At 43.9% G+C, this 13,621-nt stretch carries 8 protein-coding genes and 2 pseudogenes; 9 read left to right on the forward strand and 1 reads right to left on the reverse strand.

Features of this window, described 5'->3' with window-relative positions:
- The first annotated feature begins 56 nt into the window (after nucleotides 1-56).
- The 6 genes and pseudogenes from H8S80_RS06765 (at nucleotide 57) to H8S80_RS06790 (ending at nucleotide 8,810) form a co-directional block, all read left to right on the forward strand.
- Nucleotides 57-2,753 (forward strand): annotated as a pseudogene (locus tag H8S80_RS06765) (ATP-binding protein).
- Nucleotides 2,746-3,444 (forward strand): response regulator, encoded by a 699-nt coding sequence (locus tag H8S80_RS06770; protein ID WP_006775765.1) that lies wholly within the window; start codon nucleotides 2,746-2,748, stop codon nucleotides 3,442-3,444. Before H8S80_RS06765 ends, H8S80_RS06770 begins: the two are co-directional and overlap by 8 nt.
- Before the next feature lie 383 nt (nucleotides 3,445-3,827).
- Complete coding sequence (locus H8S80_RS06775) at nucleotides 3,828-4,520, forward strand: response regulator transcription factor (RefSeq protein ID WP_055650825.1); 693 nt, start codon at nucleotides 3,828-3,830, stop codon at nucleotides 4,518-4,520.
- Nucleotides 4,517-5,746, forward strand: coding sequence for a sensor histidine kinase (locus H8S80_RS06780; RefSeq protein ID WP_006775768.1), 1,230 nt, complete (start codon nucleotides 4,517-4,519; stop codon nucleotides 5,744-5,746). Before H8S80_RS06775 ends, H8S80_RS06780 begins: the two co-directional genes overlap by 4 nt.
- A 62-nt stretch (nucleotides 5,747-5,808) precedes the next feature.
- Nucleotides 5,809-6,505: pseudogene (locus H8S80_RS06785) on the forward strand (ABC transporter ATP-binding protein).
- Nucleotides 6,489-8,810, forward strand: a complete 2,322-nt coding sequence (locus H8S80_RS06790) for an ABC transporter permease (RefSeq protein ID WP_055650787.1) — start codon at nucleotides 6,489-6,491, stop codon at nucleotides 8,808-8,810. Before H8S80_RS06785 ends, H8S80_RS06790 begins: the two are co-directional and overlap by 17 nt.
- Before the next feature lie 157 nt (nucleotides 8,811-8,967).
- Here the strand turns inward: H8S80_RS06790 and H8S80_RS06795 are convergent, their stop codons facing one another.
- Nucleotides 8,968-9,507 (reverse strand): PadR family transcriptional regulator, encoded by a 540-nt coding sequence (locus H8S80_RS06795; protein ID WP_055650788.1) that lies wholly within the window; start codon nucleotides 9,505-9,507, stop codon nucleotides 8,968-8,970.
- Between the two features lie 118 nt (nucleotides 9,508-9,625).
- Here H8S80_RS06795 and H8S80_RS06800 point away from each other — a divergent pair, with 118 nt between their 5' ends.
- The 3 genes from H8S80_RS06800 (at nucleotide 9,626) to H8S80_RS06810 (ending at nucleotide 13,359) form a co-directional block, all read left to right on the forward strand.
- A complete protein-coding gene (locus tag H8S80_RS06800) occupies nucleotides 9,626-11,602 on the forward strand; it encodes a HelD family protein (RefSeq protein WP_055650789.1) in 1,977 nt (658 codons plus the stop codon).
- A gap of 70 nt (nucleotides 11,603-11,672) precedes the next feature.
- Nucleotides 11,673-11,852 carry an ATP-binding domain-containing protein gene (locus H8S80_RS35025; protein ID WP_167594040.1) on the forward strand — a complete coding sequence of 60 codons (180 nt, stop codon included), beginning with the start codon at nucleotides 11,673-11,675 and terminating at the stop codon, nucleotides 11,850-11,852.
- 118 nt (nucleotides 11,853-11,970) lie between these two features.
- Entirely contained in the window at nucleotides 11,971-13,359 is a 1,389-nt protein-coding gene (locus H8S80_RS06810; RefSeq protein ID WP_055650790.1) for an MATE family efflux transporter, read from the forward strand.
- Nucleotides 13,360-13,621 lie beyond the last annotated feature (262 nt).

The raw sequence follows: 13,621 nt of genomic DNA on the forward strand, positions 1-13,621 counted from the left end.
ATCTGATTTATTTTCAATATGGTATTCTATATTCACAGGGATGAGAGAGGTGTAATATGGAAGAGAAGAAAAACAAACCGGATGAAATACTCCGTGTAATACAGGAAGACGAACAAAGTTCCAAGAACGGACATTTGAAGATATTCTTCGGTTATGCCGCCGGCGTAGGAAAAACGTATGCTATGTTGAAGGATGCCAATGCCGCGAAGCGGCGCGGTGTGGACGTGGTAATCGGTTATGTAGAGCCTCACGCAAGACCGCAGACCGCCGCACTGACACAGAATCTGGAATGCCTGTCGCTTATGGAGGATGTTTACAATGGAATTGCATTGAAGGAATTTGACTTGGATGCGGCGCTGGCCCGCAGGCCGCAGCTCATTCTGGTAGATGAACTGGCGCATACCAATGCCAAAGGCTGCCGCAACAGGAAGAGGTATCAAGACGTCAGGGAACTGTTGCGGGCGGGGATTGATGTCTATTCCACCGTAAATGTCCAGCATATAGAAAGCCTCAACGATATGGTTGCCTCAATCACTGGTGTCACTGTCCGGGAACGCATACCCGATGAGGTGTTTGATTGAGCATCCCAGGTGGAATTAGTGGACATTGAGCCGCAGGAGCTGATTGAACGATTAAATGAGGGAAAAATCTATCGGGAAGCACAGGCAAGGCAGGCTCTTAATCATTTTTTTAGCGTAGAGAACCTGACAGCACTGCGGGAAATTGCGCTCAGACGCTGCGCCGACCGGGTAAACCGTATGGCGGAAAGTGTGAAGGTTCAGAACAACAGTGATTATTATACAGACGAACATATTCTGGTCTGCCTTTCGTCTTCCCCTACCAATCCGAAGATTATTCGGGCGGCGGCAAGAATGGCACAGGCTTTTCGTGGTGAATTCACAGCACTTTTTGTGGAAACGCCTGAATTTCAAAACATGTCCGCAGACGATAAAACTCGCCTGCGGGAAAACATACGTCTTGCGGAGCAGCTTGGCGCATCGGTTGAAACTACCTATGGAGATGATATCGCGCTGCAAATCGCTGAATACGCGCGTCTGTCCGGTGTGTCCAAAATCGTATTAGGGCGTGACAACGCCGTGAAAAGGCGGCTGTTTGCCAAGCAGACTTTAACGGAAAAGCTGACCATATACGCGCCGAAGCTGGAGGTCTACATCCTTCCGGACAGACCAGTTCCGGGCTATCGTCCGCAGAAGGCAGGAAACCCGGTCCCCCCTTTTTCTGTCGCTGATCTACTGCGTAGCGCGGCAATTCTGGCTGTGGCAACCGGTATTGGCTTTGTCTTTTATCATTTTGGCTTCAGCGAAGCAAATATCATTACCGTTTACATATTGGGCGTCCTTTTGACAGCGGTGTGCACTTCCGCTCGAATTTACTGTTTAGTAACTTCGCTGGCAAGCGTTTTGATGTTTAATTTCTTTTTTACCTCGCCGCGTTTTACGTTTAAAGCCTATGATCCAAGCTATTTTGTGACGTTTCCTATCATGTTTTTGGCGGCATTAATCACCGGCAATCTGGCAATACGGATTAAAGGGCAGGCGCGGAAGTCGGCTCAGGCAGCGTACCGAACCAAAGTCATGTTTGACACTAATCAGGCGCTGCAGCAGGTAAACGGGAATGAAGATATTATCTCTGTTACCGCCCATCAGATAGTAAGGCTGTTGGAACGCAGTGTTGTATTCTATGCTAAACAGGATGGCAATACTCTGGCAGAACCGCTGTTTTTCTCCTTTTCCGAAAATCAGAACAAACAGGACTATTGCTCAGAAAACGAGCGGGCCGTTGCCGCATGGGTCTATCAAAACAATAAACGTGCCGGCGCAACAACCGACACCCTTTCCAGTGCCAAATGCCTGTATTTGGCGGTGCGTATTGAAAACGCGGTATACGGTGTTGTGGGGATTGTAATGGAACAAGGAGCATTGGAGCCATTTGAAAGCAGTATTCTGCTTTCCATACTCGGTGAATGTGCAATGGCGCTTAAAAATGAGCAGACCACCCGTGAGAAAGAGCAGGCGGCGGTTCTTGCTAAAAACGAGCAGCTTCGTGCGAATCTGCTGCGGGCTATTTCCCATGATCTGCGAACTCCTTTGACCTCAATTTCTGGAAATGCGGGCGTACTTCTGGCCAATGACACAGTTATCCCACAGGAAAAGCGCAGACAGTTGTATGGCGATATTTATGATGATTCATTGTGGCTGATTAATTTAGTGGAAAATCTGCTGGCGGTTACGCGCATAGAGGACGGCAGTATGAATCTGCGGCTGAAACCGGAGCTTATGGACGATGTGGTCGCGGAAGCTTTGCACCATATAAACCGGAAAAGTGTGGAGCATCACATTACGGTGGCGCAGTCAAACGAGCTGGCGCTCGCCAGAATGGATGGGCGGCTTATCGTACAGGTCGTAATAAATATTGTTGACAATGCTATTAAATATACGCCCCAAGGGTCCACTATAACCGTTCGCACATTTACTTCAGGCGATTGGGTTGTTACCGAAATTTCTGACAACGGTCCAGGTATCTCTGACGAGGTCAAGCTCCGGATCTTTGACATGTTCTATACTTCCAGTACAAAAATTGCCGACAGCCGACGCAGCCTTGGTTTGGGACTGGCACTCTGTAAATCAATTATCACTGCCCATGGCGGAACAATAGAAGTGCGGGACAATGAACCGGAGGGAACTGTTTTTTGCTTTACATTACCCATTGAGGAGGTAACGCTTCATGAATAAATCTTTAATATTGGTCGTAGAAGACGATGCAGCCGTGCGCAATCTGATTACGACAACATTGGAAACTCAGGACTATCGTTTTTTGACTGCGTCTACCGGTGAAGCCGCCATTTTGGAAGCAGTCTCGCATAATCCGGATATTGTACTGCTGGACATGGGTCTGCCGGATATTGACGGTGTGGATATCATCAAAAAAATCCGCACATGGTCGCTTATGCCTATTATTGTCATCAGCGCCCGAAGCGAGGATACGGATAAAATAGACGCTTTGGACGCCGGGGCGGACGACTATCTCACAAAACCTTTTTCCGTTGAAGAACTTCTTGCAAGACTTCGGGCGACACAGCGTAGACTGATTGCTACACAAGGTGTTATGCCAGCACAGCAGACCTTTTTCGAAAACGGCAGACTAAGAATTGATTATGCGGCGGGCTGTGTCTTTCTTGAAGATACCGAGTTACATTTGACACCCATTGAATATAAGCTGTTGTGCCTGCTCGCCAAAAATATCGGCAAGGTGCTTACGCACACCTATATTACACAGGAAATTTGGGGCAGCTCATGGGACAATGATGTGGCGTCTCTGCGGGTTTTTATGGCAACCCTGCGCAAAAAGATTGAAAATACGCAGGATGCGCCGCAGTATATCCAGACACATATTGGCGTTGGATACCGGATGCTGAAGGTTTAACTGCCAGATGCAAATGGAGGATATCTGAAGAAAAAGATATTTCTATTGTGGATTTAAATGTAGAAAAATTAGTATAAAATAAGCAGAGTGCAGTTCTCTCATATTAAGAGGCTGCACCTTGTTTTTATGTGTGAATTGCTTGTTAGCTCATTGAATCATGCTTGTGTTGTTTCAATGTCAGAACTATAATAGAGCCATTAAAGGTGCAGACATGAAATAATGTGACCTTAAAAGAGGCAGGCCAGGAATGGAACATGACTACTCTGCAGATAGATTACTATTATGCAGAAGATCGCATCCCCGGTGCAGTGAAGATGGTGAAGACCTGGTTTTTCTTAAAGACATGGAAAAGCTGGTTGACAGGAGAAAATGAGGTGATACACATGAGTCAGATATTGCTTTTAGAAGATGATGTCAGTTTGGTTGATGGACTGCGTTATTCCTTGAAAAGGAATGGATTTGATATTACGATTGCCCGCACTATAGAGGAAGCAATCAAATGTCTGCAACAAATTGGCAGTTACGATTTACTGCTGCTTGATGTTACCCTGCCAGACGGAACCGGCTTTGATGTGTGCAATAAGGTACGGAAACAGGGGAATCAAATTCCTATCATTTTTTTAACCGCATCCGATGAGGAAGTAAATATTATAAGGGGATTGGATAGTGGCGGTGATGATTATATTACGAAACCATTTAAACTGGGAGAACTCTGCTCACGCATTCGTGCTTTGCTGCGTCGGGCAGGGACGGCCAGTACCAGCAGCATGATTGAGTGCGGGGATATTTCCATTGACCTGTACGGGAGCCGTGTCCTGCTGAAAGGACAGCCGTTAGATTTGACCAGCGCAGAATATCGCCTGCTTTGTCTATTGGTGCGGAATGCCAACCGGACCGTAACACGGGATAATATAATGAATGAATTATGGGATAACACCAGCGATTTTGTTGATGATAATACATTGTCTGTTTATGTGCGGCGGCTTCGTGAGAAAATCGAAACCATACCCTCACAGCCAGAACATTTAATAACGGTCCGTGGTTTTGGTTATCAGTGGAAAGAGGTGTCATTATGAGCTTTGGCAGAGACAGGCAAATCAGACATTACTGTGAATTCCTGATTGCTTTTGTGCTCCTGCTCTTTTTTTCTGGAATGTGGGCGTATTCGCAACAGGCAAGCATAGTCCGGGACCTGTTTCTGGAACATGACAGAGCTGTTGTAACATCCCTCTTAGAGCAAGGCATTTCAGAGGACGTTATTGCCAGAGCAATAACAAATACTTCAGGGACAGAGGTGGGAACAGAACTGCTTACCCGGATTGGCATAACATCACATACCGCTATCAAATTTTTCCCGTTTATAACGGATCTTCAACAGCAAACAGGGTTGTTTATGATGATTGCCTGGGTAGTTCTTACAGGGATGCTTTTTACCGGAACATTTCTTTTCTTTAGAAAGCGGGAACAGCTTTACAGACAGGCCACACAAGTAATCCTGCATTTTATCCAAGGAGACTTTTCCCACCATCTTACGCAGGCAAACGAAGGAGCCATCTTTCAGTTTTTTGCATCTGTAGATCAACTGGCTACCATTCTGCAATCAAAGAACGATACACAGGAAAAAGCAAAGGAATTTCTGAAGAATACAATTTCCGATATATCCCATCAGCTCAAAACACCGCTGACCGCCCTCTCCATGTACCATGAGATTATTTCAGATGAGCCGGAGAATGTAGAGACGGTAAGAGAGTATTCAGAAAAAACTGGACTAGCCATAAACCGCATGGATATATTGATTCAGTCCATGCTGAAAATAACCCGGCTTGATGCAGGCAGTATTGATTTTGAAAAGGAACGCTGCTATGTCGCAGATTTAATAGCACGTTCTATTCGTGAACTTATAATACGGGCGGAACGCGAAGGTAAGAAAATTTTAACAGACGGTTCCACAGAGGAAATGATTTTCTGTGATGTAGGATGGACAAGTGAAGCCATTGGGAATATTGTTAAAAACGCCTTAGACCACACGGAAGCGGGTGGGGAAATCCATATATCATGGGAACATAGTCCGATTATGCTGCGGGTTTATATTTCAGATAATGGCTCAGGGATTGCGCCGGAGGACATTCACCACATATTCAAACGGTTCTATCGCAGCAAAAAGTCGTTGGATACACAAGGGATTGGTCTTGGGCTGCCGCTGGCAAAGTCTATTATTGGAGGACAGGACGGCATTATTTCTGTTCAAAGCAGTTTAAATAAGGGGACGATGTTCACCCTCTCCTTCCTTACGGAACTGTAATCTGCTTTTCACCTAATTGTAAGCTAAGCCTGTTATCCTTTGGGGAAAGGAGGTAACTGGACATGGAAATTTTAAAAGTACAGCATTTATGTAAAACCTATGGCAAAGGCGAGGCAAAAGTGGAGGCGCTGAAGGATGTTTCCTTTACTTTAGAGCAGGGAGAGTTTGCGGCGGTAGTTGGGGAATCCGGATCCGGGAAAAGTACGCTGCTGAACTGCATTGGTGCATTGGATATGCCGACATCTGGCAACGTATTGATGGATGGACAGGATTTATTTTCTATGAAAGAGGAACAGAGGACAGTATTCAGACGCCGTAATATCGGTTTTGTCTTTCAGTCCTTTCAATTAGTGGCTGACCTGACAGTCGAGCAGAATATTATGTTTCCTATTTTGTTGGATTACCGAAAACCGGAGCCGGGAACGATTGAAGAAATTTTGGGAGTTTTGGGATTGAAAGACAGACGCCATCATCTGCCAAGTCAATTATCCGGAGGACAGCAGCAGCGCGTAGCAATTGGGCGGGCGCTTATAACAAGGCCAAAGCTGATTTTAGCAGATGAACCGACCGGGAACCTTGACAGTAAAAATAGTCAGGATGTTATGGATTTACTAACGAAGGCTTCCCGCCGCTATCAACAGACAATTTTAATGATTACTCACAACAACAATTTAACATCTTCCGTAGATCGTGTGCTTCATGTGAAAGATGGTGTGTTGACAGATTTGGGAGGAGAAAGAGAATGAAAAGTTATCTTGATCTGATTCCCCTATCTGCTAAAAGGCATAAACGACAAGGGAAAATGACGCTGATCTGTATTATTCTCTCGGTCTTTTTAGTAACGGTTATATTCGGTATGGCAGAAATGGAGATTCGCAGCCAGCAGTATCAGGAGATTAAAAATGGTGGTAACTGGCATGTTATTTTCTCAGGTATTGATGAAAAGACAGGAGCTTTAATACAGGCCCGTCCTGAAGTTACTGGTTCAGGTTGGTATGGCTATGTGAATGAGACAAACGGATTTTGGGTTGATGGAAGAAAAATCTCCGTCAGCGGTATTGATGAACAGGCATTCCGTTCCATGTTCTTGTCCGAAATTTCAGAGGGGAGATTTCCGGAAACTGTGTATGAAGTGGTTTTATCGGAATATGCCAAATCTCTTCTAAAGGTTGATATCGGTGATACCATACAGATTGATGGTATTAATGAACCGTTGGTGATTTCCGGTTTTGCCGAGAATTCAGCAAAACAAATGCGTCAGGACACTTTTTCAGCTCTGCTGTCTATGAATGGGTTCCGTACTCATATTCCGGCAGAAAATTACACGGAGCAGTTGGTCGTGCAGTTATCACCTTTTTGTAATATGCAAAAAGTAATTGCGGACATTGCCGATCAGCTCCATCTGTCTGAAAAGCAAGTGATCCAGAATGGAAACTTACTGGCTGTTCTCGGCCAAAGCGACAACAATTTTATTATACAGCTCTATGGCTGTGCCGTTATCTTATTCCTATTGGTTCTGATTGCCAGTGTCCTGATGATTACAAGCAGCCTAAATAGTAATGTTATGCAGAGAACAGAGTTTTTTGGTATGCTTCGCTGTGTTGGCGCCACTCGAAAGCAGATCATGAAATTTGTCCGCCGGGAGGGGCTGCGCTGGTGTAAATTTGCAATCCCCATTGGACTGATTTGTGGTATTGTGGTGGTCTGGGGCTTGTGTGCGGCTCTCAAGTTTATCAGCCCGGAATATTTTGCTGAACTGCCTGTTTTCCGTGTGAGCTGGATTAGTATTCTCTGCGGCATTATTATAGGGTTTCTGACCGTACTGCTGGCAGCTCAGGCCCCAGCAAAAAAGGCTGCAAGTGTTTCTCCATTGACGGCCGTTTCCGGCAATGCCTTCAGCCGCCAGTCTGTAAAAACGGCTGCCAATACGCGCCTGTTCCATATTGACACTTCGTTGGGGGTCAATCATGCTATGTCAAATAAAAAGAGCTTTGTTCTGATGGTTGGCTCATTCGCACTGAGTATTATTCTGTTTTTAGCGTTCTCCCCAGCAATTGATTTTATGAACCATGCTATCAATGCGTTGGAACCATATACACCAGATGTCTCAATTACAAGTAAAGACAATACGGGCAATGTACCCAGGGAACTGCTGCCACAGTTTGAAGAACAGTCCTTTGTAATGCGGGTATACGGAAGAATGTTCGCCTATGATATACCTACAAATAATGAAGACAAGTTGATCAATTTGATTTCCTATGAGGAGCATCAGCTTTCGTGGGCGAAGGAAAATCTGGTTGAGGGTGAAGTGGAGGATATATATGCCTCAGATAACGCGGTATTGGCAGTGTACAATTCAGAATATATGTTACATGTGGGCGATAAGATTACGATGAATATAGACGGACAGCAACAGGATTTGAATGTTGTAGGGATACTTTCTAAAAGCCCATTTACGAACACGCCGGGAACGGCCAATGTTATTTGTACGGAAGATACATTCCAACACATTTACGGTAAAACACAATATACAATTATTGATTTACAATTTAAACGCGGCGTCACCAATCAGGAGGTAAATAGTATCCGTGAGATGGCGGGATCAGAGTTCAGCTTTTCAGATCGCCGTCAAAGCAACCAGCAGTCTGTGGGAGCCTATTATTCATTTGCTTTATTTATCTATGGCTTTTTGGTAGTGATTGCTTTAATTACCGTGTTCAATGTTGTAAACAGTATCAATATGAGCGTATCGGCCCGTATCCGGCAATATGGTGCTATGCGGGCTATTGGAATGAGTAACCGGCAGCTTATAAAAATGGTAACAGCGGAAGCGGCTGCTTACTCTATTGCCGGAAGTATTGTAGGCTGTATGATTGGCCTGTGCATAAACAGATATCTGTTTGTTCAAATGGTATCATCCCGCTGGGGCGACCCGTGGAAAGTTCCGGTGCTCACTGTAGGCATTATAGTGGGGCTTGTAGTTGTTACAGCCTTTATAGCCGTCAGGAACCCAGCTAGACGTATTCGTGATTTGTCAATTGTTGATACAATCAGTGCAGATTGACATGTTTGCTGATGGTGGTGACATGGGTGCTGACTTGTCAGGTTGGCATTGAAACCATTTAGGGCATCGAATACAGGTTTAGCAATGCAAGAAGGAAAAAATAAGCAAGGTGCAGTATCTCAAAGAGTGGAGACTGTACCTTGTTTATTTAAACACTTCAACCCTGTTTCGTTTCAAATTTATTTTTCAAATCTGCAATCCAGGCATCAATTGCCTCAGCCAATATAAATTGTTGCTGTAAAACGGCCATACCCGTTTCGGGAATATCAGGCATATTTTCTTTTTGATCAATATTTTCCTGCAAATATGTTTTCAAAGTCTGCACATTACTTTCAATCTGTTCCAGACAGATTTTTTGATTTTCTGGAGAAAGGCTGGACAGGTTAACAATGACTGCATTAAAATCCAGAAATATATGGATAGGCTTAGAAGAAAGTTCCAGCATGAGCGTTTCAAACTCCTGCGCCCCGGCTTCAGTCAATGAGTAGACCGCTTTTTCTGCCATCTTCCCCTCTTTTACCGGAGTACCTTTAATATAGCCCTTTTCCTCCAACTGAATTACTTTTTTATATATTGATGGAGTGCTGATTTTTACCCATTTTGAAAGATTGCGGTATTCCACTAATTTTTGTATGTCATAGGCACTTAATGATTCTTTTTTTAATATCCCTAATACGATCAAGTCAATGGTTGCCATAATATTCTCCTTTTTCTCTTGACACATACTATAATTTAGAGTAGTATATTCAACATTGCAAAAGCTATAAATTATAGTAATATATTTTCCAAACCATGTCAAGCGAAAGGAGAAGAATATGGCGAATAAAGAATTAGAATTAAAGCAGGAAAAAGTAAGGCTGGAAGAAACGATTCAGACGGTAAAAGCACTGATTCAAGGTGTGGACAGTTTGGAGGAAAGCCAACGGAAAGAGGCTCAGGAACTGCTCCACAATCTAAGCTATTCAGACATAAACCAACAGCTCGGAATTATGACCACTTCTGCTCAAAATGAGGAGGATGCCCAAAACCGCCGCCGGCAATATCTTCGCGCGTTAAAAAGCCCCTATTTTTGCAGAATTGACTTCGCGGAAGAGCATGCAAAAGAGCCGAAGGCATTCTATATTGGCAAAAGTGGTTTAAGCGATCATTCAGGCGGACAGATTGTTCTGGATTGGCGGACCCCTATTGCTAATGTTTATTATGCGAATACCATTGGAAAAGTGTCATATATGGCACCGGGCGGTAAAATTAATGGGAACTTATCTTTAAAGCGGCATTATCTTATCGAGGACGGGAAACTGGAATCCATGATGGATGTGGACGTTTCAGCCAATGATGATTTTTTGCAGATGGCACTTGGCGACAGTAAAGACAATCGGTTGAAGGATATTGTTTCTACCATACAGTCTGAACAAAATGAGATTATCAGGGCGCCGCTCTCTGTTCCTCTGGTCGTGCAGGGGGTGGCTGGAAGCGGCAAAACCACAATCGCATTACACCGTATTGCCTATTTGATTTACACTTACCAGAAAGATTTTTCCGCTCATGATTTTTTAATCATTGCGCCCAATGATTTGTTTCTGGATTATATCTCTGCAGTTTTACCGGAACTGGGCGTGGATCAAGTCAGACAGAGCACCTTTATCAAACTTGCATCCAGCATAACAGGTGGAAAGTATAAGGTTGCAGACTCAAATGCAAAACTCGCTGCATTGATTTCGCCAAAGACGGATGAAAAAGAGAAAGCCCTGATAAAAAAGGCCGGCCGGTTTAAAGGTTCATTAGTATTCTTGGAGGCGTTGGAACAGTATGTTCTGGAGCTGACCGAGAAAACCGTACCGGATAAAGACTTCGTTCTATGGGGGCATGTGCTGTATACTTCCCAGCAAGTGCAACGTGAAATATTTTTGAAATCAGATGCAGGGTGGGCTGAACGCCTGGAGTCCCTGCGTAATCGGCTTAAAATCAATGTCAAGAAAATGCGGGATAAAATTGAAGAAGAGCTTCAGAAGCCATACGATGATGAAATTGAATATCTACACAATCATATGGCTGTAGGCGAAGAACGCCGCACACGGATAATAGACTTAATCAATAAGCGGGATCAGGCAGAGGAAGAATTCAAAAAAGAATGTAAGCCGGCCGTATCTGTCTATATGGACAATTTCCCCAAAATTGATGTGCTGAAAGATTATCGCAGGCTTTTGTCTGATCCTGAAAAACTATGCCATTTGTGCGGCAGCGCCCTGATACCGGAAGTTGCAGAATATGTAGCAGGGCAGTGCCAGCTCATGAGCAAAAAGAATATGGTTGAAATTGAGGATCTGGCTCCGCTTATGTTTCTGCAGATGAAGCTAAAAGGGATTGATGATACGATACCCGCGCGGTTTGTAGCAATTGATGAAGCACAGGATTTCAGCGAATTGCAGTTTGCCGTATTAAAACAGGTGCTTAGAACCGATAAGTTTTCTATTTTGGGAGATCTGTCACAGGGGATACATGGATACCGTGGCATAGACACCTGGGATACTATTTGTAAAGACGTATTCCACGGAATCTGCGAATACCGGGTATTGGAGCAGAGCTATCGTACAACGATTGAAATTATGGATTTTGCAAATCAGGTGCTTTCTCTTATTCAAGATGAAAGTCTGGTTAGGGCAAAACCTGTGGTCCGTCATGGCGACAGGCCCCAATGTATCACGGTTTCTTCTGAAAAGCAGCTATTTGAAGCAATCGCAGAAAAGGTTAATCGTTACGAAAACAGAAACAGACGCCAAGAAAATATATAGTAAAATGCTTCCTGTATTCCCGGAAATTCAGCTATTAAAGGATTGTGATACTGCATATGGCGGAGGCATCATGGCGCTTCCTGCCTACTTATCAAAAGGCCTGGAATTTGACGCGGTTATTGTAACCTGTATCGAAGATGACTACGCATGTAGCAATTTGGATATTAAGCTTTTGTATGTTGCGATTACCAGAGCGCTTCACAAAATGGATATTATCCGCTTACCTGAAAAAATGAAGTTGATCCCTTGATTGCTGGGGGATTTATTTTTTTCTTGACATATACTATAAATTATAGTAATATTCATTACATGCTATAATTTATAGTATTGTATTTAACAATTTGCATTGAGTGAAAGGAGATCGAATCATGAATCAACCAAACAAAAAAATGGAACTGCTGGGAAGTGCGCCGATACCGAAAGCACTTCTGGCGCTGGGGCTTCCAACCATGATTGGTATGCTGATCAACGCGCTTTACAATCTGGTGGATACTTACTTCGTGGGGGGCTTGGGAACCGACCAGATGGGTGCCATTACGGTAGCTTTTCCTCTTGGGCAGGTGGTAGTCGGCCTTGGCCTGTTATTTGGCAATGGCGCTGCCGCCTATTTGTCTCGTCTGCTTGGACGAGGAGATAAAGATACCGCAAACAAAGTTGCCAGCACTGCCGTATACAGCAGCGTCTTAATTGGAGCAATTGTTATCATCGGATCTGTCATTTTTCTAAAGCCGATTCTGAAACAGTTGGGTGCAATAGAAAGTATCATGCCTTATGCGATGACTTACACAGCAATCTATATCACGTTTTCGCTTTTCAATGTGTTCAACGTCACGATGAATAATATCGTATCAAGCGAGGGCGCAGCAAAAACGGCCATGTGTGCATTGATGTCAGGTGCTTTGCTTAATGTTATTTTAGATCCTGTTTTCATTTATGTTTTGAATTTTGGAGTTGCCGGCGCAGCCATTGCCACCGCCATTTCACAGATTATTTCTACGGTGGTCTATCTGTTCTACATTTTTAGAAAAAAGAGCGTGTTTTCATTCCGTATCAAGGACTGCTGTTTTTCTAAAGAAATCATGTCTGAGATTTTGAAGATTGGAATTCCAACACTGCTCTTTCAGATATTGACCAGCCTCTCTATTGCAATGATTAACAGCGCCGCAAAAGAATACGGCAGTTCCGCACTGGCTGCAATGGGGCCGGTTACAAAAATCATGACCGTAGGGACCCTGATTGTCTTTGGATTTTTGAAGGGTTTTCAGCCGATTGCCGGGTTCAGTTACGGAGCAAAAAAATATGACCGTCTGCATGAGGCCATTAAAACATCGATTCTTTGGTCAACTATATTTTGTGTCATCTTTGGTTTGGCTGCGGTTATATTTTCAGAGGGGATTGTGTCGCTATTCACGAAGGGAGATATGGAAATGATACGTGTGGGGCAGATTGCATTACGGGCAAATGGCCTTTCCTTCATGCTTTTTGGATTCTATACAGTCTATTCCTTCCTGTTCCTTGTAATGGGGAAAGCGACAGAGGGCTGTATTCTTGGAGCCTGCAGGCAGGGAATCTGTTTTGTACCGGTTATTCTAATTCTTCCAGGACTTTTGGGATTGAACGGCATTCTCTATGCACAGCCCATTGCGGATGTGCTCTCTGCTGTTGTTACGGTATTTATGGCCGTCCATCTTCATAAAGAACTGGCTACTGAAAAAATTCGCATTGTTACCATGGATGTCGGGCATTCAGTTTCTTAAACCATTTTCTAAAACATGATTGTTTAGCGATAATTAGAAACGCTGTATTGCAAGAAACAATTAATTCCGGCAGAATTTTTCCAAAGGAGCAGATATATACCCACAGCTGGGATGAATTTGTATCCATCAATGAGGACGAAACCATCCGCTACCACATTGGGGAGAGTCAAAAGGTACTGTGGAAGCTAACTGGCCCAGATGGCATTGAAATCGTCTGAATAGGATGCAGATTTAACAATAAAGACAGGTGGAAATAAGCAAG

Source organism: Hungatella sp. L36 (assembly GCF_014288035.1).

Bases quoted from the DNA above. Each gene is read 5' to 3' on its own strand.
- H8S80_RS06810 (WP_055650790.1), top strand. From the start codon at position 11,971: ATGAATCAACCAAACAAAAAAATGGAACTGCTGGGAAGTGCGCCGATA.
- H8S80_RS06775 (WP_055650825.1), top strand. From the start codon at position 3,828: ATGAGTCAGATATTGCTTTTAGAAGATGATGTCAGTTTGGTTGATGGA.
- H8S80_RS06790 (WP_055650787.1), top strand. From the start codon at position 6,489: ATGAAAAGTTATCTTGATCTGATTCCCCTATCTGCTAAAAGGCATAAA.
- H8S80_RS06800 (WP_055650789.1), top strand. From the start codon at position 9,626: ATGGCGAATAAAGAATTAGAATTAAAGCAGGAAAAAGTAAGGCTGGAA.
- H8S80_RS06770 (WP_006775765.1), top strand. From the start codon at position 2,746: ATGAATAAATCTTTAATATTGGTCGTAGAAGACGATGCAGCCGTGCGC.
- H8S80_RS35025 (WP_167594040.1), top strand. From the start codon at position 11,673: ATGGCGCTTCCTGCCTACTTATCAAAAGGCCTGGAATTTGACGCGGTT.
- H8S80_RS06780 (WP_006775768.1), top strand. From the start codon at position 4,517: ATGAGCTTTGGCAGAGACAGGCAAATCAGACATTACTGTGAATTCCTG.
- H8S80_RS06795 (WP_055650788.1), bottom strand. From the start codon at position 9,507: ATGGCAACCATTGACTTGATCGTATTAGGGATATTAAAAAAAGAATCA.